Genomic DNA, 18,171 nt, shown 5'->3' on the forward strand with positions numbered 1-18,171 from the left:
CCCACCACACTAACCCCGCGCACGCGTCAATTAGACTGGGTGGCGTGAGTACTTTGCGCATTTATGACACAGCCACCCGCAGCCAACGCGATTTCGAGCCGATTCGCCCCGGCCATGCTTCCATCTATCTGTGCGGCGCCACCCCGCAGGCCCAGCCACACATCGGGCACTTGCGCTCAGGCGTCGCCTTCGACATCCTGCGCCGCTGGCTGCTCGCCCAAGGCTATGACGTAGCCCTGGTGCGCAACGTCACCGATATCGATGACAAGATCCTCACCAAGGCGGCCGAGAATAATCGCCCCTGGTGGGAATGGGTGTCCACCTACGAGCGCGAGTTCACCAAGGCCTATAACACCCTGGGAGTCATCCCGCCTTCTGTCGAGCCGCGCGCGACCGGCTTTGTCACCCAGATGGTCGACTATATGCAGCGGCTTATCGACGCCGGCTTTGCCTACCCCGCCGACGGCTCCGTCTACTTCGACGTCGCCGCCTGGACCAAGGCCGAAGGCTCCGATTACGGTTCGCTGTCTGGCAACAAGGTAGAGGAAATGGAGCAGGGCGAAGGCGAGGATTCCGCCAAGCGCGGCGCCCAGGACTTTGCCTTGTGGAAGGCCGCGAAGCCGGGCGAGCCCAGCTGGCCCACCCCGTGGGGCGACGGCCGCCCTGGCTGGCACCTGGAGTGCTCGGCCATGTCCACCTATTACCTGGGCTCTAATTTCGATATCCACTGCGGCGGCCTGGACCTGCAGTTCCCGCACCACGAGAACGAGATCGCGCAGTCGCATGCGGCCGGCGATAAGTTCGCCAACTACTGGATGCACAACCACTGGGTGACGATGTCGGGCGAGAAGATGTCGAAGTCCCTGGGCAACGTGCTGTCCATCCCGAATATGCTGGAGCTGGTGCGCCCGGTGGAGCTGCGCTACTACCTGGGCTCGGCACACTACCGCTCCGTGCTGGAGTACTCCGAGACCGCGCTTACCGAGGCCGCCGCTGGCTACCGCCGCATCGAAGACTTCCTCGGCCACTTTGACGATCTGGAGCTTGGCGAGTGGACTCAGAGCTTTGAAGACGCGATGAATGATGACATCGCGGTGCCCAAGGCCTTGGCGGAAATCCACACCACCGTCCGCGCTGGCAATAAGGCGCTCGCGGCCGGCGATGAGGCCGAGGCGCGCACGCTGGCTGGCCAGGTCCGCGGGATGGCGCACGTACTTGGCTTTGACCCGCTGGAGTGGGAAGATGGAGCGCAAGCTAGCGGGGCGGATGCCGCGCTGGATGCGCTGGTACAAGCTGAGCTGGAGCGGCGCACCCAGGCGCGCGCGGACAAGGAGTTCGCTACTGCCGACGCCGTCCGAGACCGCCTCGCGGCCGCCGGCATCACCATCACCGATACCCCAGACGGCCCGACCTGGTCGCTGGCGCAGCGTTAAGCACTCCGAAAGGACATAAATTATGGCACGTACCCACGGCCGCGGTGGCGCGGGAATCCGCAAGACCAATAAGAAGGGCGCAACCAAGGGCTCCGGCGGCCAGCGCCGCAAGGGCTTGGCCGGCAAAGGCCCGACGCCCAAGGCAGAGGACCGCATCTACCACGCCAAGCACAAGGCCAAGCTGGAGCGCGACCGCCGCAACTCCGGCCGCCACCAGAAGGAGACCGCCGAGATGGTTGTGGGCCGCAACCCGGTCATCGAGTGCCTGCACGCCAAGGTGCCGGCCACCACGCTCTACATCGTGGCCGGTACCCGCAATGACAAGCGCTTGTCCGAGGCCGTGGCCATGTGCAATACCCGCAATATCCCCATCATCGAGGTGCAGCGCCACGAGATGGACCGCATGACCGGTAACGGCATGCACCAGGGCATCGGGCTGCAGATCCCGCCGTATAAGTACGCCGACGTCGACGAGCTCATCGCCCGTGCGGCCGAGAACGCACGCCCAGGCATGTTCGTCATCCTGGATAACATCACCGATCCGCGCAACCTCGGCGCGGTCATCCGCTCCGTGGCGGCCTTTGGCGGCGACGGCGTCATTATCCCCGAGCGCCGCTCCGCGTCCGTGACCGCGGTGGCGTGGCGTACCTCGGCCGGCACGGCGGCGCGCCTGCCGGTCGCCCGCGCGACGAATATCACCCGCACCGTGCAGCAATTCCAAAAGAGCGGCTACCAGGTTGTCGGCCTGGACGCCGGCGGCGAGCACACACTGGATACCTATAACGGCGCGACGGATCCCGTAGTCATCGTCATCGGTTCCGAAGGCAAGGGTATCTCCCGCCTCGTGCGCGAGAACTGCGACGTCATCATGTCCATCCCGATGACGGACTGGGTCGAGTCCCTCAATGCTTCCGTCGCGGCCGGTTCCGTGCTTTCCGAATTCGCACGCCAACGCCGCGCGGCCCAGTAACCCCCAGCGAGGTTTCTAGCCGCTTTCCGCCCAGGGTGGCAGCCACTTAATGGTTCCATTCACCCTGGCCAGGCGGCCGCGCAGCGGCGGGGCGTTGGGGTCATCGTCGTTGACGCCGTTGTGATACGGACAGGCGATGGTGAGATTTTCGGGGTTGGTCTCACCGCCGTGGCGCCACGCTGTGAGGTGGTGGACTTGGCATTCATCGGCGGGGTAATTGCACTGCGGCCACGGGCAGGTGGGGTTTTCCGCGGCGGCCATGGTGCGCTGCTTCGGCGAGGCGAGCCGCTCGGTGCGGTACAAGTTCACCGGGCCTTTCACGGGGTGGATTAAGGTCACATAGCCGCGCGCGGTAAAGGCGCGGCGCACTAGATCCGCGCCAGTCATTCGGGCACCATTGGTCAGTTGCAGGGTGATGTCATCGCCTGCGGTGTCGACGACGCGGTCGAGTTCGTCCAAGCGCAGCACCACATTGGTGGTCACGGTCGCGGGGGAAGCGGCGGCGGTGCCTTGAAAAATCTTGCGCACCGAATCGAGCGGGGCGTCCTTATCGAGCGCGGCGTGCATATCCGCGATGTCCGCAGACTTGCCGGTAATCGTCATGGTCCACGGCCCATCGGTGCGGCGGTAGAGCTTGACACCGGGCTTGCGTTGCGGTGGGCCTTTAATCTCACGCACGCGCTGGCGCCCCTGCTTGTCGACGTCCGACGCATCCCCCTTCATCCCACATAGCTCCCGTCGCAGCGCCCAGGCCTGGCGCTTACTCTTCAGCTTGGAGGCGTGGCGCTCGATGGCTAGCAGCGCGGTGAGGCTGTGCTCGTTGGTGCGTGCCGCTGCGATGGATTCGCGCTGGAGGCGGCTAAACGCGGTGGGGCCGAAGTAGGTATCGGCGAGGGCAAGGAGGCGGGCGGCGGTGGTGTCGGGGCAGCCGGCGTCGATAAGCGCGCGCTTAGTAAGGCCGTGGCAGTCGGCGATAATGTCCATGCCGGCGGCCAGGCCTGTCAAGAATTTCTGTAGCGCGTTCACGGCTCCACACGTTAAGTGAAGGTGCAAGCTGGCGCGCGGTGCGTTGGGTGCGGGTGTGGATAACTAGGCCTGGGCGTCGTCGAGGCCGAAGAATTCGCGGACCTTATCCACAGCGCGGAAGGAATCTGTATTTGGGCCTATGCGTGGGTCGGTTTTCATGCTAGAGGGAATCACGTGGCCGAGGCCCTCCATGGTCCACAGCTCGACGGGGAAATCGCCGTCGTATGCGGTGGCGGTGACATCCGCGGTGGGGTGGTAGTCGCGGGGTGGCTGGCAGGCATTGGCCAGTGCGAAGTGCTCGGCGGTGGCCGGCGCGGAAAGCACGCGGCCGCGGGTGCGCTCGGCGTCCAGCCCGGCGACCCCGCCCTCGTATGGCGCGTACGGGTCGGCGGTGCCGTGGAAAAACAGCAGCGGCGTGGGCCGGTAGCCGGCCGGGTTGCTGGGCGCGTGGTTATCGCCCTCGCCCAGGGTGGAGGCGAAGATGCAAGCGCGGGTGAGGCTAAAGGGGGCGTCGAAAAGCAAGCGGAGCACCATCTGCCCGCCGTTGGAGTAGCCGCAGGCAAAGGTACGGGCGGTGCCGAATTCGCGCCGCATCTCCTCGACGAGGAAGGCGGCGAAGGCGACGTCGTCCACGTTCTCCGCGCGGGCGGTGACGGGCAGGATGCTGCGGCAATCGTTGAAATGGCGGTCGACGCCGTCGGGGTAGACGAGGACGGTATTGGTGGCGTCGACAAGCTCGTCGAAGGTGCCGTTAGTAAAGCGGCGCATCACGTTGCCGGACTGCAGCGAGCCGTGGAAGAAGAGCAAGAGGTCCGGGCGCGGGCCGGGGTTATCCGGCGCGATGACGAGGAAGCGGCGGGTGCGGCCATCCACATCCGCGGTGCGGCGGTGTACGTGCATAGCCGCCCAGTCTAGTCGGCGTGGTGCTCTTCGGCGGTGCTGTGGCAGTCGGCGTGGAAGCGGTGAGCGGCGACCTCGTCGCGCACCGCCTTTTTATTGCGCTGCCAGCCAATGAGGCGGCACACCAGGTAAATGACAAAAGAAATGGTGGTAACAAAAACCGAGACTGGAAGGCCGGGCGCGAGCGACAGTACAAAGCCGCCCACGGCCGAGACCTCGGCGAAAATGGTGGCCCACATGACCGCGCGCAGGGGCGAGGAGGTGATCTGCACGGCCGCCGCACCCGGGGTAATGAGCAGCGCCATGACGAGCAGCGAGCCGACGATTTGTACCGACTGCGCGGCCGCCAAGCCTACGAGTACGGCGAAGGCGACGGAAATGAAGCGGGTGGGCACGCCGGCGGCCTGGGCCATGACCGGGTCGGCCGAGGCGAAGAGCATGGGCCGCCATAGGATGGCGACGGCGGCGAGGATTACTACGGTGGTTGCGGCCAAGAGCCATACCGAGGCGGAAGAGACGCCGACGATCTGGCCGGTCAGCAGCGTCATCGCGGTATTCGCGTTGCCGGGGTAGAGGTGCAAAAACAGCACCGAGAGGCCCAAGCCAAAGCTCATGACCACGCCGATGGCGCTGTCTTGCTGGCCCTTAAAGCCCAGTACGGCGAGGATGATGGCGGCCACGATGGCGCCGGCCACGGCGCCAAAGCCGAGGTTGAGGCCGAAGAGCAGCGCAGCCGAGGCACCCATGAGCGCAAGCTCGGAGGTGGCGTGGACGGAAAAGGACATCTGGCGCAGCACGATGAGCGAGGTCATCACGCCGGACAGGATGCCCAGCAGCGCGGAGGCGATGAGCGAAGACTGTACAAAATCCACGCTGAGCAGGTATTGGGTGTCTTCCATAAAGCTAGACAACGATGAGCCTCCCATCGACGTTTAAGACGTTGACCTTGGAACCGTAGAGCTCGGAAAGGACATCGGAGCGCATTACCTCATCCACCGTGCCGAAGGTATGGCCGCCGGGGGCGAGGTAGAGCACCTTATCGGTCACCCCGAGCACCGGGTTGATGCCGTGGGTGACGAACATGATGGAGGTGCCGCGCTCGCGGCGCAGCGCATCCAGCTTGTCCACGGTGGCCTGCTGGCGCGCCGGGTCGAGCGAGAGCAGCGGCTCATCGGCAAGGATGAGCTCGGGCTCGTTGGCCAGCGCTTGGGCTTGGCGGATGAGCTGCTGCTGGCCGCCGGAAAGCTGGCCGACGCGGCGGTCGCGCAGGCCGGTGGCACCGACCTCGGCGAGGAGCTCGTCGACGCGGTGGCGGGGCGGGCGGCGGCGTCGGAAAGCGCCGTGGGCGAGCGAGAGCGAGACTAAGTCGCGGGCGCGCAGAGGCAGGTCGGCCGGGAACATGCGCTGCTGCGGGATGAAGCCGACGCGGCAGTTAACGTCGACGCTGCCGGCCGTGAGCTTGCGGGTGCCCAAGATGGTGCCGAGCAGGGTGGATTTGCCCACGCCATTGGGGCCCAAGACGGCGATAAACTCGCCGCGGTCAACGGCGAGGTTAAGGCTGGACCACAGCGGGGCAACCGCTGCGTCATGAAAATGGATGAGCACTAGAGCTGCCCCAGGGAATCGGTGACCTCGTCATAGTAGGTCCAGAATTCTTTGCCATCCGGCGGGGTCTCGCCGATTTCGACGATAGAGACGTCCGCATCCTCCGCGGCGGACTTGATGCGGCCGGCGGTATCGGTTTCGGTCTGTGGGTTAAAGATAAGCAGGTCTACCTTGTCCTCTTTAATCGCCTTGGTGAAGGCGGCGAGGTCGGCCGCGGTGGGCTCGCCCTCGGAGATGGTGGCCTTACGGTAGCCCTCAGGGGTGACGTCCTTACCGGAGGTGTACTTCATGATGTAGTCCGCAATCGGCTCGGTCTGCGCGTAGGAGAGATCGCCCGGCAGCTCCTTGAGCTTGTCACGCAGGCGGTCGACGTGGGAGTCCACGCGCTCGGTGCTGGCGTTGGCATCGGTATTGAGCTCGTTGATCTGGTCAGCGATATTTCCTGCGACCTCGTCGAGCGCGGCCGGGTCGTACCAAATGTGCTCGTTGCCCTCGATATTGGTGACCTTTTCCGGGTCCTTCTTGGCGGTGGCCTTAGCAGCGTCGATGGTCATGACATTAGGATCATCGGCTAGCTTGCCGTGATCGGTCAGCGGCAGGGCGGAGACGATATTGTCCTGGTCGGAGACGGCCTGGTAAATCCAAGAATCATAGCCGCCGCCGTTAACCACGAGCAGGTCCGCGTCCTCGGCCTTGGCGATATCGGCCGCGGAAGGCTCGAAGTGGTGCGGGTCAACGCCGTTGCCCTCGACGATGGGCTTGACCTCGATGTCCACGCCGGAGGCGGTATCGGCCACGGCCTGGGCGACGTCGGCCCAGATGGAGGTGGACGCGACGATGGAGATCTTCTTCTGGGCGCCCGGCTCGGCGGCCGAGTCCTCGGTGTCGGAGGAGCAGGCGGTGGCAGTCAGCAGGAGGCCACCGGCCGCGAGGAGGGCTGCGGATGCGCGAAGTGAGGTATGCATAGTTTCCAGTGTGCGTTTGATGGGAACCATTGTCAATTGAATATGTATTGAAAATACGGCCGCGGGGTATGCTTGCGGTCATGGTGAAACGCAGCCCCACCCGCAAAACGCTGGCCTCGCTGGCCGCCGAGCTGGGTGTTTCGCGCACGACGGTCTCTAATGCCTATAGCCGGCCGGATCAGCTTTCGGCCGCAACGCGCGAGCGCATCCTGGCGGCGGCGAAGGCGCGGGGATATCCCGGGCCGGACCCTACGGCCCGCAGCCTGCGCACTCGCCGCGCGGGCTCGGTGGGCGTGCTGCTGACCGAGCACCTGTCCTATGCCTTCGAGGACATGGCCTCGGTGGATTTCCTGGCTGGCATGGCAGAAGCCTCGGCCGGCGCGCAGACTACGCTCACCCTCATCCCGGCCGGTCCGGAGGGCGAGGCGGAGGCGGCCAGCCTGGTGGGCTCGGCCGCGGTGGATGGCTTTGTGGTCTATTCCGTGGCGGCCGGGGATGCCTACCTCGAGGCGGCGCGCGGCCGCGGGCTGCCGGTGGTGGTCTGCGATCAGCCGACGGATTCGGGCCTGCCGTTCGTGGGCATCGATGACCGCGCCGCGATTGCCCCGGCCGCCCGCGCGCTGGTGGAGGCCGGCCACCGCAAGATTGGTGTGCTGGCGATTCGCCTCAAGCGCGAGCGCCACGATGGCCCCATTTCGTGGGGTGAGCTACAGGACGCCGATATGCACGTGCAGCGCGCCCGGGTCATGGGTGCCATGGACGTCTTTTCGCAGGCGGGCATCGCGCCGGAGACCGTGCCCGTGGTCACCCAGCACATCAACGATGCGCAGACTACGCGTGCGGCCGCGCAGTTGCTTCTCGACGCCCACCCCGACCTCACCGCCGTCCTGTGCACCACCGACTCCATGGCGCTGGGCGTGATGACCTATGCGCGCGAGCGGGGCATTGACATTCCCGGTGAGCTGTCCGTTACCGGCTTCGACGGCATTGATGCGGCGCAGCGCCTTGGCTTGACGACGATCGTCCAACCCAATAAGGCCAAGGGCGCGGCCGCCGGCCACATGCTCGCCAAGCTCATCGCGGGCGCAGAGGATTCGGACGCGAGCGAAGCTGTGGTGCTACGGCGCGTGCTGCAGACCAGCTTCGCGGCGGGGCGGACGGTGGCGCCGCCGCGCTAGGAGCGCTGTACTCCACAGCGCTGTGCTAGGCTGCGCCGCCGTTGTTGGGACGGCCGACATGGGCCGCGCGGGCGGCGGCGAGTTCGGTGAGGAAGTGGGCGACGGCGTCGACGTCGGCAAGCTGCACTACGGCCGCGGTCTCGCCCTCGCCGACCTTGACGCCAACGTCTGGCGGCTGGTGCAGGGCGCGGAAACCGTCCTCATCGGTGACGTCATCGCCCAAGAAGACCACGGCGGTGGCTCCGGTGCGCTCGCGCAAGTTCTCAATCCATGTGCCCTTGGTGGCCTGGGTGGCGGAGAACTCCACCACGGACTTGCCGGCCGTGCGGGGGAAGCCGCCCGGATCGAGCGCGAGGCCGGCCTCATAAGCCTGGGCGGCAGCTTCTGGATCGGAATCCTCGAGCGCGCGCAGGTGCAGCACGCGCTGGAAGGGCTTGACCTCGATGTCCGCGCCGGGGAAGCGCTCCATGATCGCGCGGATCTCAGCTTCCTTGGTGGCGAGGTGCTCGCGCATCGCGGGGGTTAGTTCCGTGTCCTCCCACGAGGACTCGGCGCCGTGGGAGCCGCCGAAGAGAACGGGCTCGCGCAGCGGGCACACGCGCTGGAGACCTTCGAGGTGGCGGCCGGAGAGCACGGCCGCGGTGGTGTCCGGCAGGTGGGCCAGTTTATCCAGGGCGCGCAGTGATTCCTGGTTCATTTCGACTTCATAGATGGCCGTGGCGAAGGGGGAGAGCGTGCCGTCGAAATCCGAGACCACCGCGAGGTGCTCGGCGGCGGCAAGGGCCTTGATGGTGGTGGAAAGCGTCATGGCTTCCAGCCTACGCAACTAACCGCCCAGGGAAACCAACTTGATAGACGGCGAGTCCACCTCATCGGTGACCAATTCCAAGACCAGCTGATTATTGGAATTGACGGTGTAGTGGAAATCGTGGTCCGCGGAAATCAGGTTGCGCAGCAGGTTATCGGCCCACACGGACGCGCCGTGGCAATCCTCGGCGGTCTCATCAAACTCCACCTCATCAAAGTGGAGACGGTTGCCCTCGCGGATGTTTTGGCGCTCATCATCGGCGAAATAGGTCACCTTGCCCACCATTTGGGCGCACCCGGTGGTGCCCACCATCGTGGATTGGCCAAAACTCAACGTGGGTGCCTGCGGGATGGATTCCGGGATGGTGGAGGCGGCATCCGGGGTGGTGTTGATGGAGACTACCTGCCACTGCTTATCCAGGATCTGCTCATCGCCAGGGGCTTGGGGCTCCTCGTCGCCGGAGCCACAGCCGGCCAGTAGTGCGGCGGCGCAGGTCGCGGCAATGGGTGCTGCGGCCAGGCGGGTAAAGCGAGACATCATGCGCCCGCCCCCTGTTCTTCTGCTTGGCGCAGGCAGCCCAGGAAGGACTGGGACCATAGCTGCACGTCGTGCTCGGTGACCTGCTGGTGCATGGTGAGCATGCGCTGGGTCATGGTGGAGGGGGCGTCGTCAAGCGCCTTGAGTGCATTGAGCAAGGCGGCCTTGACGGACTCGATATCGAAGGGATTGCACAGGTAGGCCTGGCTGAGCTCATCGGCCGCGCCGGCGAACTCGGAGAGCACCAGCGCGCCCGAGCCATCGTCGTGGCAGGCCACGTATTCCTTGGCCACCAGGTTCATGCCGTCCTTGAAGGGGGTGACCAGCATGACATCGGCCATGCGGTAGTAGCAGCGCAGGAGGCTCTTGGCCACGCCGCGGTGCTGGTAGTGCACCACCGGGTGACCCACGCGGGCAAAGCGGCCGTTAATGCGGCCGACTGCTTCTTCCACCTTGGAGCGGGTGGCCTTGTAATGGTCGAGGCGCTCGCGCGACGGCGTTGCGAGCTGCACCAGCGTCACCTCCTCCGGGTCGAGCGCGCCGGTGTCCAGCAGTTCCTCGAAGGCGGTCAGCCGCTGCAGGATGCCCTTGGTGTAATCGAGGCGATCCACGCCCAAAATAATGCGCTGGGGCGAGCCTAACTCTTCGCGCAGCTTGGCGACGTCCCCCTTCTCCTCTCCAGTGAACGCGGCAAAGTCTTTCGCGGCGATGGAAATGGGGAAGGCGCCCACGCCGATGGTGCGCCCCTGCGGCAGGCGAATATGCGCGGTGACCTCGCGGGTGCTGGCCTCGCCTTCCACGTCGAGGCCCTGGCGACGGGCAAGCTCCAAGAAGTTGCGGGCATTGGCCTCCAAGTGGAAGCCGATGAGATCCGCGCCAAGCAGCCCGCGCACGAGCTCCTCGCGCCAGGGCAGCTGGCGGAAAAGATCGGCAGAAGGGAAGGGGATATGCAGGAAGAAACCGATGGTGAGATCCGGGCGCTTCTGGCGCAGGATGCCGGGCAAAAGCTGCAGCTGGTAGTCCTGTACCCACACGGTGGCGCCCTCGGCGGCGACCTCGGCTACCTCATCTGCAAAACGCAGGTTGACCTCGCGATAGGCGTGCCACCAATCGCGGTCATAGGTAGGGGTGACGATGAGATCGTGGTAGAGCGGCCACAGGGTGGCATTAGAAAAACCCTCATAAAAGCCCTCGAAATCGGACTCGGTGAGCTTGACCGGGTGCAGCAGCACACCGGCATCTGTGCGGAAGGGCTCTGGTGCGGCATCGGCCACACCGGGCCAGCCCACCCAGCATCCCTGGTGTGATTCGAGGACTGGAGACAATGCGGTGACCAGACCGCCCGGCGAGGGCGTCCAGGTATGGCTGCCATCGGGCCGGGTCTCCAGATCTACCGGCAGGCGGTTGGCCACCACCACGAAGTCATTGCCACGCTCACTCATGGTGCAAGAATAACTTAAGACTTCTTAGTGGACTTCTTCGTTGCCTTCTTGGAGGCCTTCTTCGTCGCCTTTTTGGTGGCCTTCTTTGTAGCCTTCTTGGTCGACTTCTTCGTCGATTTCTTGGTGGACTTCTTAGTCGACTTCTTCGTGGACTTCTTGCTGGATTTCTTGGTCGACTTCTTCGGAGCGGCGTCGGCCTGCTCCGCCAGCACCTTCTTGTGCACTAGGCCCTTTGGCTCCACGCCCAGCATGGACATCAGGGTCACGCCGTCGAGGAAGTCCTGCGCATAGGTGGCCACGATGCGGCGGGCTGCGCGGGAGGTCTCCTCCTCAAGGGCGTGATTCTGGTCAGCCTGTGGGTGGGTGTCTTGGACCTTGGGTGGCACGACGTGTCCTCCTGAACGTTGTGGAAACTACTTAAGCGCTTGCAAGAAAAGCTATCAGAGCAAATATTGTACGCTACCGGCGGCGTTTAGGGCCGCTCGGGTCCGGATTCAGTGCCCGGCTGCTCCGGTTTCTGGGCACGAAAAGTTTCGGTGCCGGGCACGGTATAGGTGGTCTTCTCACGCTGCTGCGGTTGCGCCGGCCACTGGGAACCCTCCGGCCACAGGTCCGCGGCCGAGTGGGTGTGCGGCGCATGGCTTTGGGCCTCGTGGCGCGGGTGCTGCTGCGGCGGCTTCGGGCCGAGCTTGGGTGGTAGCTCCGGGCGATTGACGCGTGGGGCAAACGGGGACATCGGTACGCGCGGGATGCGCGGGGCCTTGCGGGCCAAGTGCGTGGCCTTGTGGAAGGAGAAGCGGCCGATGCGCTTGAAGGCGGAGTAGGGGCGGAAATACTGCGGGCGGCGCAGGCGGCGAGCCACGCGTTCACCCAAAACCACGCCGGCGGCCAGTGCACCGGAAATGGCCAGCGCCATCGCAATATTGGTAAAGCCGGTAATCATCTGCTTATTGAGCGAGGCGTACATGCCACGGTAGAGCATGAGGCCGGGCAGCATCGGCGTATAGCCCACGATCATGGTGATAAGCGGCGGGATTCCCCAGCGGCGCGACATCAAACCGCCGGCCAGGCCGACGACCACCGCGGAAAGACCAGAGGCAATCACTGGCCCGACGCCGAAGGGCACCACCACGAAGTAATAGAAAATCATGCCGGCCGCGGCCGTAAGGCCAGACATGGTGATCTCAATCCAGGCCGCGCCACAGGCCAGCGCGAAGGCAGCAGAACCGGTGCCGCCGAGCAGAACCAAAAGCGGAATTTCGTGGTAGACCGGCGGGGCCAGCGTGGCCAGCGGCGGCAGGTTAAAGCCCAGGGAATCGGCCAGCTGGATGCCCACACCGACGCCGGCGATGATGGCGCCGGTAGATAGCAGCGCCTCAAAGAAGCGGGCGGAGGAGGTCACGGGGGCGCGCGTGATGCCGTCGACAAGCGATTGCACCAACGTCAGCCCCGCCACCAGCACGATGATGCCGGAGGCAATGATCTGCGCGGGCGAGAAATTAATGCCGAAGGAGGCCGCGACATTGTACAAAATGGCGGCCGGGAAGACGGCAAAGAAGCCGCCGACCGCATTCTGATAAAAGGGCGGCAGGCGGTAATTAGCCAACCAGGCGTTCAAGCCCATGATGAACGCGGAGACCACAAACGCCACCACGCCGACGAGCAGGTCGCCGCCAAGCATCATGGAAATCAAGCCGCCCATCGCGCCCCAGCCGAGCATCACCGTCGACGGCTTATAGGGCGCTGGCATGCGGTCGATCTCGTCCAGGCGCTGCTCCGCCATGGCCGGTGGCATCTGGCCGGAGTGGATGGAGCGAATGAGCTTATCGACGGCTGCGAGCTTGGAAAAATCCACGCCTATGCTCGGCACCACGCGGAAGACGTGCAGGTTCTTGCGCTGCTCGCCGGTGCCAATGGTGGTGTGGATGGTGATGGTATTCATCAAGATGTCCACATGGCAGTAGTGCAAGCCATATGACGACGCTGCCAGGTGCACCTGGGCGCGGGCATCCGAGTTGGCGGTGCCGGCGCCGATGAGGATTTCACCAATGCGAGCGGCGATCTCCATAACGCCGGTGACCTGGGCGGCGTCATGGAGATTGACTGGGGCGAGTGGGGATGGCGGCGGTGCGGCTTTAGCCGCGTCGATGATGGCTACCTGGCCCGAGGAAGCGCGCAGGCGCTCCCGCATAGCGGACAAAAATGACACGGAAATAACCTTCGAAAAAGCGCTGGGAATGTGGGATAGATTCTGCCTGAACTTTAGTCCCTGCACCCTGACAATGCATAGATGGGGGACCGGCTTTCCCTTCGGCGCTGGTGCTCGGGTACTATGCAACGAGCGGGATTTCTCCCGCGGTGCTGGAGTGGCGCAATTGGTAGCGCAACGCACTTGTAATGCGTAGGTTGCGAGTTCAAGTCTCGTCTCCAGCTCAAAAGGAGGCTGGGCCCCGGTGTGGGCCTAGCTTTCGGTGGTTTTCGAGGGGGCGTCGATAAGCCGAAAAAGCCGGTCGACCATGCGCTGGCGATTGGCAGGGGATAGCTTGCGCTGGTTGAGGTGATCGTGCACCCACAGGCCGGTACTAAGAAGCATGATCAGCAGATTATCCTCGTCCGTCTCGGCGGCGGAAGGATCGACCATCCAGCGCGCATCCACCTCGGCCCACTGGGCGGAAAAATCCGGGTGGGTCTGGGAATGAACGCACATCAAAAGCTTGATGAGCGGATCATTTTTGCCCATTGACAATACGAGCGCACGGGAGCGCTCGGCCCAGCTGAGCTCGCTTGCCGGGTGGCCGCCGGCCAGCTTCTCGAGTTCTGCTTCCCAGCGTGCGGCGCAAAATCCATGGCAGTCTACGAGCAGATCATGGCGGGTAGGGAAGTGATAAATGAGTCCGGACTTGGACATGCCCGTCGCCTGCGCCAGGGAGTCGTAGGTCAAGCCAGAGACGTCCTCGGCGGCGATGATGTCGAGCGCAGCTTCAAGGGCTGCGGTCTTTTTGTTGAGTCGCGGCATAGGGATCTCCTGATTTGGGGTTATCGCGGAAACACCAGGCGGTTATCGCGGCTAGGAGCAAGGCGAAGCAAGCTAGGCCGCCGATGGTGGAAAGATATCCGGCATTGTAGGCGCTCGCGGCGGCCGCGTGGGAAGCGGGGTGATACAGCGCGTCGGTACCCAGTTCCGCAAGGTGGGGCGGCAATTCGCGGGCCATGAGGAGAGGGACGAGGGTGCCGGTCAGTGCAATGGAGATCAGGGTGCCGAATTCATAGGAGACCGCCTCTACGCCAGAGGCCATGCCGGTGCGATGAAGGGGAGCGGCATTGATGATGGCAGTCGAGGACACGGACATGGCCAGGCCCGCGCCGAGGCCGGTGAGCACTAGGGCGGAGACGAGTAGGGGAAGCGTTTCACCCCGGCTCACCACCACCAGGGCCATGCCTGCGGCCATGAGCAAGAATCCGCCGCTAATGAGTGGGAGGAACCCCACGCGGTGCAAGGTGGCACCACCCAGGATGGAGGTAGGGATGGCAGAGAGCGCCATGGCAGAGATGATGAGGCCGGCGTGGAGGGGTGAGAGGGCGTCGACAAGCTGCAGCTTTTGGGTACTCAGCAGCTCCAGGCCGGCGAGGCCGAACATGGCGCCCCCGGCCGTTATGGCCCCGCCGCTGAAGATGCGGGAACCAAAGATGTCGAAGGTCAGCAGGGGATCTGACAAGCGAGCCTGGCGGCGGCCGAAGGCGAGCGCGCCGCAGATGAAGACGATGCCTGCGGCGGCACTCACCGGCCAATTGTCTGCCAGGGATTTAATGGCCAGCACCAGGCTGGTGAGAGTGATTAGGGAATACAGGGACGAGGGGAAGTCCCAGTGTTTATGGGGGTTCGGAGCGTTTGGTGGGGCAAGGAGCAAGGTCAGCGCAATGGCCACGACCACAACCGGGACATTGAGCAAAAAGACCGAGCCCCACCAGAAGTGCTCCAAAAAGAAGCCGCCCACGGTGGGGCCAGCCGCCGCACCGATGACGGCGACAGAACCCCAGATGCCAATGGCCGTGTTGCGCTCCACCTCATCGGGAAAGGTCAGGCGAATGAGCGCTAGGCTCGACGGCATCATGATGGCGGCGCCGCAGCCCAAGAAGGCGCGGCCTAAAACCAGCGTCCAGGCGCTGGGGGAATAAGCGGCGAGCAGGGAAGCGCCGCCGAAGACGGCCAAGCCGATGAGGAACATCCGCCGGTGGCCGGTGCGATCGCCCAGCGTGCCGGCGCCAAGAAGGAGGCCGGAGAGCACCAACGCGTAGGCGTTGATAATCCAGAGTTGCTGGGTATCGGTGGTGTGCAATTGCTGCGATAGCTGCGGCAATGCGGTGTAGAGGATGGAATTATCCAGCCCAACCATGAGTAACCCCAGAGAGATGACGGCGCAGAAAGACCACCGCTGGGCGGCCGTGGAGGCCGCAGTGGCGTGGTCTTGTGCGCGGGGCGGGTGGATACTCATAGCGCAGTAAACAGTACCGAACGGTCGTTACAGTTTGCAGCTGAAGATAGGTTAGTATTACCTTCCTCACAGCTGGGCGTAGTGTGTGAGTGTATAAGAGAATAGTGGACTTTCCTGCGGTCTAAGTAGCACAGTGGTATTAACACCAATTAAGAGTTAAGGATGATTTTTAATGGCACGTAACTATGCAGGACAGCTAGTTGACACCCTGGAAAAGCAGGGTGTCGAGCGCATTTATGGCCTCGTCGGTGACTCCCTGAACCCGATCGTGGATGCCGTTCGTCGCTCCTCCATCGAGTGGATTCACGTCCGCAACGAGGAAGCAGCAGCCTTCGCTGCTGCGGCAGATTCCCTGACCACCGGCAAGCTGGCTGTATGTGCCGCATCCTGCGGCCCGGGCAATACCCACCTGATCCAGGGCCTGTACGACGCCCACCGCAACGGCGCTAAGGTGCTGGCACTGGCTTCCCACATCCCATCCCGCCAGATCGGCTCCAAGTTCTTCCAGGAGACCCACCCAGAGGCAATCTTCCAGGAGTGCTCTGGCTACTGCGAGATGGTCAACTCCGCTGAGCAGGGCGGCGTTGTCCTGCACCACGCCATCCAGTCCAGCATGGCCGGCAATGGCGTTTCCGTCCTGGTTATCCCGGGTGACGTTTCCATGCAGGACGCTGAGGATGACTCCTTCGTCGAGTCTAAGATCTCTGCTGGCCGCCCGGTCGTCTTCCCGGATCCGGCCGAGGCCGCTGCCCTGACCCAGGCCATCAACGAGGCTGAGTCCGTCACCCTCTTCGTTGGCGCCGGCGTCAAGGACGCCCGCGAGCAGGTGCTCAAGCTGGCGGAGAAGATCAAGGCGCCCATCGGCCACGCTCTGGGTGGCAAGATGTACATCCAGTACGAGAACCCGTTTGACGTAGGCATGAACGGCCTGCTGGGCTACGGTGCGGCACACGAGGCCACCCACGAGGCTGACCTGCTCATCCTGCTGGGTACAGACTTCCCGTACAACGACTTCCTGCCGGATGCCAACGTGGCACAGGTGGACATCAACGGCTCCCACATCGGCCGCCGCACCAAGATTTCTTACCCGGTCACCGGTGATGTAGCCGCCACCATCGAGAACATCTTGCCGCACGTGGATGAGAAGAAGGACCGCTCCTTCCTGGATAAGATGCTCAAGAAGCACTACGGCAAGCTGGAGCACGTCGTTGAGGCTTATACCTCCAACGTGGACAAGCACACCCCGATCCACCCGGAGTACGTTGCTGACCTCATTGACAAGAACGCCGATGAGGATGCTATCTTCACCGTCGATACCGGCATGTGCAACGTGTGGGGCGCTCGCTACATCACTGCCAACGGCAAGCGCGAGCAGATCGGCTCCTTCCGCCACGGCACCATGGCCAACGCCCTGCCACAGGCACTGGGTGCACAGGCCGCTAACCCAGGCCGCCAGGTCATCACTTTCTCCGGTGACGGCGGACTGTCCATGCTGATGGGTGAGCTGCTCACCGTGAAGCTACACAACCTGCCTATCAAGATGTTCGTATTCAACAACTCTTCCCTGGGCATGGTCAAGCTGGAGATGCTGGTGCAGGGTCTGCCGGAGCACGAGACCGACCACGAGTCCGTCAACTTTGCCAAGATTGCAGAGGCTTCCGGCATCAAGCACTTCCGCATCGAGGATCCGAAGGACGCACCGGAGCAGATCAAGAAGGCGCTGGCTTATAACGGCCCGGCTCTTATCGACGTCGTTACTGACCCCAACGCCCTCTCCCTGCCACCGACGCTGACCATCGAGCAGCTCATGGGCTTCTCCAAGGCTGCCACCCGCACCGTTCTGGACGGTGGCGTTGGCCAGATGATCACCATGGCAAAGTCCAACCTGCGCAATATCCCGCGTCCGCAGGACTTCTAAATAGCGCACTGCGCTAGCTGCCACGCCCTTCCTCACCTGGGGAGGGGCGTGGTTTTCTTTTGCTTCGACCAGGGCACTAATCCACGTTCACAGGAATCAGACAGAAACTCTTCAGTAGGCTGGGAAGCAAGCGTGCCATGATGACGTGTTAGAAAATCACAACCTTTAAGGGAGTCTGAGGAGAACATGGAAGACACTAAACTCGCCAAGGTTCTTGTCGTCGATGACGAACCCAATATTGTGGAGCTGCTTACCGTATCGCTGAAGTTCCAGAACTTCGAGGTATTTAGCGCCAATTCCGGCAACGAGGCGCTGCGCATTGCCCGCGAGGTAAACCCAGATGCCTACATCCTGGACGTCATGATGCCGGGCATGGATGGCTTCGAGCTGCTGGGCAAGCTGCGCCAAGAAGGCCTGGACGGCCCGGTGCTCTACCTCACCGCTAAGGACGGTGTGGACCAGCGCATCCACGGCTTGACCATCGGTGCGGATGATTACGTGACGAAGCCCTTCAGCTTGGAAGAAGTGATCACCCGCCTGCGCGTCATCATGCGCCGCGGCGGCGCGGCGGAAGAATCCACCAACGATGCCACCATGAGCTATGCAGATCTGACGCTCAATGATGACACCCATGAGGTCACCAAGGCCGGCGAGCTCATCGAGCTTTCGCCCACCGAGTTCAACCTCCTGCGGTACCTCATGCAAAACAAGGAAGTGGTGCTATCCAAGTCCAAGATTTTGGACAATGTGTGGCACTACGATTTCGGCGGCGATGGCAACGTGGTCGAGTCCTATATCTCTTACCTGCGCCGCAAGATCGATACCGGCGAGACGCAGCTGATCCACACCGTGCGCGGCGTGGGTTATGTACTGCGCACCCCGCGCTCCTAAAGTGC

At 63.6% G+C, this 18,171-nt stretch carries 17 protein-coding genes and 1 tRNA gene; 6 read left to right on the forward strand and 12 right to left on the reverse strand.

Features of this window, described 5'->3' with window-relative positions:
• Nucleotides 1-44 precede the first annotated feature (44 nt).
• Nucleotides 45-1,433: a cysteine--tRNA ligase gene (gene cysS, locus I6J28_RS04185; RefSeq protein ID WP_204610985.1), complete on the forward strand. Its 1,389-nt coding sequence runs from the start codon at nt 45-47 to the stop codon at nt 1,431-1,433.
• 22 nt (nt 1,434-1,455) lie between these two features.
• Complete coding sequence (gene rlmB / locus I6J28_RS04190; RefSeq protein WP_005325725.1) at nt 1,456-2,403, forward strand: 23S rRNA (guanosine(2251)-2'-O)-methyltransferase RlmB; 948 nt, start codon at nt 1,456-1,458, stop codon at nt 2,401-2,403.
• A gap of 15 nt (nt 2,404-2,418) precedes the next feature.
• Here the strand turns inward: rlmB and I6J28_RS04195 are convergent, their stop codons facing one another.
• The 5 genes from I6J28_RS04195 to I6J28_RS04215 form a co-directional block, all read right to left on the reverse strand.
• Nucleotides 2,419-3,429: an HNH endonuclease signature motif containing protein gene (locus I6J28_RS04195; RefSeq protein ID WP_204610987.1), complete on the reverse strand. Its 1,011-nt coding sequence runs from the start codon at nt 3,427-3,429 to the stop codon at nt 2,419-2,421.
• Nucleotides 3,430-3,492: 63 nt separating this feature from the next.
• A complete protein-coding gene (locus tag I6J28_RS04200; protein WP_204610988.1) occupies nt 3,493-4,329 on the reverse strand; it encodes an alpha/beta hydrolase family esterase in 837 nt (278 codons plus the stop codon).
• A gap of 11 nt (nt 4,330-4,340) precedes the next feature.
• A complete protein-coding gene (locus tag I6J28_RS04205) occupies nt 4,341-5,255 on the reverse strand; it encodes a metal ABC transporter permease (protein WP_204610989.1) in 915 nt (304 codons plus the stop codon).
• Nucleotides 5,233-5,934 carry a metal ABC transporter ATP-binding protein gene (locus I6J28_RS04210; RefSeq protein ID WP_204610990.1) on the reverse strand — a complete coding sequence of 234 codons (702 nt, stop codon included), beginning with the start codon at nt 5,932-5,934 and terminating at the stop codon, nt 5,233-5,235. Before I6J28_RS04210 ends, I6J28_RS04205 begins: the two co-directional genes overlap by 23 nt.
• Entirely contained in the window at nt 5,934-6,929 is a 996-nt protein-coding gene (locus I6J28_RS04215; protein WP_204610991.1) for a metal ABC transporter solute-binding protein, Zn/Mn family, read from the reverse strand. The genes I6J28_RS04210 and I6J28_RS04215 overlap by 1 nt, the downstream gene beginning before the upstream one ends.
• Nucleotides 6,930-6,979: 50 nt before the next feature.
• Here I6J28_RS04215 and I6J28_RS04220 point away from each other — a divergent pair, with 50 nt between their 5' ends.
• A complete protein-coding gene (locus I6J28_RS04220; RefSeq protein WP_204610992.1) occupies nt 6,980-8,077 on the forward strand; it encodes a LacI family DNA-binding transcriptional regulator in 1,098 nt (365 codons plus the stop codon).
• 25 nt (nt 8,078-8,102) lie between these two features.
• Here the strand turns inward: I6J28_RS04220 and otsB are convergent, their stop codons facing one another.
• The 5 genes from otsB to thrE all read right to left on the reverse strand — a co-directional run bounded on the left by otsB (nt 8,103) and on the right by thrE (nt 13,073).
• A complete protein-coding gene (gene otsB, locus I6J28_RS04225; RefSeq protein ID WP_204610993.1) occupies nt 8,103-8,885 on the reverse strand; it encodes a trehalose-phosphatase in 783 nt (260 codons plus the stop codon).
• 18 nt (nt 8,886-8,903) lie between these two features.
• Entirely contained in the window at nt 8,904-9,425 is a 522-nt protein-coding gene (locus I6J28_RS04230) for a hypothetical protein (protein WP_204610994.1), read from the reverse strand.
• Nucleotides 9,422-10,864, reverse strand: a complete 1,443-nt coding sequence (locus I6J28_RS04235) for an alpha,alpha-trehalose-phosphate synthase (UDP-forming) (RefSeq protein ID WP_204610996.1) — start codon at nt 10,862-10,864, stop codon at nt 9,422-9,424. The genes I6J28_RS04230 and I6J28_RS04235 overlap by 4 nt, the downstream gene beginning before the upstream one ends.
• A gap of 14 nt (nt 10,865-10,878) precedes the next feature.
• The gene (locus I6J28_RS04240; RefSeq protein WP_005325749.1) at nt 10,879-11,250 is read right to left on the reverse strand and encodes a hypothetical protein; all 372 of its coding nucleotides are present in this window, start codon (nt 11,248-11,250) and stop codon (nt 10,879-10,881) included.
• An 86-nt stretch (nt 11,251-11,336) separates the two neighbouring features.
• The gene (gene thrE / locus I6J28_RS04245; protein WP_204610997.1) at nt 11,337-13,073 is read right to left on the reverse strand and encodes a threonine/serine exporter ThrE; all 1,737 of its coding nucleotides are present in this window, start codon (nt 13,071-13,073) and stop codon (nt 11,337-11,339) included.
• 151 nt (nt 13,074-13,224) lie between these two features.
• Here thrE and I6J28_RS04250 point away from each other — a divergent pair.
• Nucleotides 13,225-13,297 (forward strand) — tRNA-Thr (locus tag I6J28_RS04250).
• Nucleotides 13,298-13,325: 28 nt separating this feature from the next.
• Here the strand turns inward: I6J28_RS04250 and I6J28_RS04255 are convergent.
• Together I6J28_RS04255 and I6J28_RS04260 are read right to left on the reverse strand one after the other, a co-directional pair.
• Nucleotides 13,326-13,880 carry a TetR/AcrR family transcriptional regulator gene (locus tag I6J28_RS04255; RefSeq protein WP_204610998.1) on the reverse strand — a complete coding sequence of 185 codons (555 nt, stop codon included), beginning with the start codon at nt 13,878-13,880 and terminating at the stop codon, nt 13,326-13,328.
• Entirely contained in the window at nt 13,846-15,357 is a 1,512-nt protein-coding gene (locus I6J28_RS04260; RefSeq protein ID WP_204610999.1) for an MFS transporter, read from the reverse strand. The genes I6J28_RS04255 and I6J28_RS04260 overlap by 35 nt, the downstream gene beginning before the upstream one ends.
• Nucleotides 15,358-15,529: 172 nt before the next feature.
• On the opposite strand from I6J28_RS04260, the gene I6J28_RS04265 reads away from it, so the two are divergent.
• A complete protein-coding gene (locus I6J28_RS04265) occupies nt 15,530-17,275 on the forward strand; it encodes a pyruvate dehydrogenase (protein WP_204611000.1) in 1,746 nt (581 codons plus the stop codon).
• Nucleotides 17,276-17,461: 186 nt separating this feature from the next.
• Complete coding sequence (locus tag I6J28_RS04270) at nt 17,462-18,166, forward strand: response regulator transcription factor (RefSeq protein ID WP_150850895.1); 705 nt, start codon at nt 17,462-17,464, stop codon at nt 18,164-18,166.
• The last annotated feature ends 5 nt before the right edge of the window (nt 18,167-18,171 follow it).

The sequence above is a fragment of the Corynebacterium tuberculostearicum genome, assembly GCF_016894265.1.
In the GTDB taxonomy this organism is placed as follows: Bacteria; Actinomycetota; Actinomycetes; order Mycobacteriales; family Mycobacteriaceae; genus Corynebacterium; species Corynebacterium tuberculostearicum_D.

What these genes read in the sequence shown, in the direction of transcription:
- rlmB (WP_005325725.1), top strand. Translation starts at nt 1,456, where the DNA reads ATGGCACGTACCCACGGCCGCGGTGGCGCGGGAATCCGCAAGACCAAT.
- I6J28_RS04200 (WP_204610988.1), bottom strand. Translation starts at nt 4,329, where the DNA reads ATGCACGTACACCGCCGCACCGCGGATGTGGATGGCCGCACCCGCCGC.
- I6J28_RS04205 (WP_204610989.1), bottom strand. Translation starts at nt 5,255, where the DNA reads ATGGGAGGCTCATCGTTGTCTAGCTTTATGGAAGACACCCAATACCTG.
- I6J28_RS04215 (WP_204610991.1), bottom strand. Translation starts at nt 6,929, where the DNA reads ATGGTTCCCATCAAACGCACACTGGAAACTATGCATACCTCACTTCGC.
- I6J28_RS04220 (WP_204610992.1), top strand. Translation starts at nt 6,980, where the DNA reads ATGGTGAAACGCAGCCCCACCCGCAAAACGCTGGCCTCGCTGGCCGCC.
- otsB (WP_204610993.1), bottom strand. Translation starts at nt 8,885, where the DNA reads ATGACGCTTTCCACCACCATCAAGGCCCTTGCCGCCGCCGAGCACCTC.
- I6J28_RS04230 (WP_204610994.1), bottom strand. Translation starts at nt 9,425, where the DNA reads ATGATGTCTCGCTTTACCCGCCTGGCCGCAGCACCCATTGCCGCGACC.
- I6J28_RS04235 (WP_204610996.1), bottom strand. Translation starts at nt 10,864, where the DNA reads ATGAGTGAGCGTGGCAATGACTTCGTGGTGGTGGCCAACCGCCTGCCG.
- I6J28_RS04255 (WP_204610998.1), bottom strand. Translation starts at nt 13,880, where the DNA reads ATGCCGCGACTCAACAAAAAGACCGCAGCCCTTGAAGCTGCGCTCGAC.
- I6J28_RS04260 (WP_204610999.1), bottom strand. Translation starts at nt 15,357, where the DNA reads ATGAGTATCCACCCGCCCCGCGCACAAGACCACGCCACTGCGGCCTCC.
- I6J28_RS04265 (WP_204611000.1), top strand. Translation starts at nt 15,530, where the DNA reads ATGGCACGTAACTATGCAGGACAGCTAGTTGACACCCTGGAAAAGCAG.
- I6J28_RS04270 (WP_150850895.1), top strand. Translation starts at nt 17,462, where the DNA reads ATGGAAGACACTAAACTCGCCAAGGTTCTTGTCGTCGATGACGAACCC.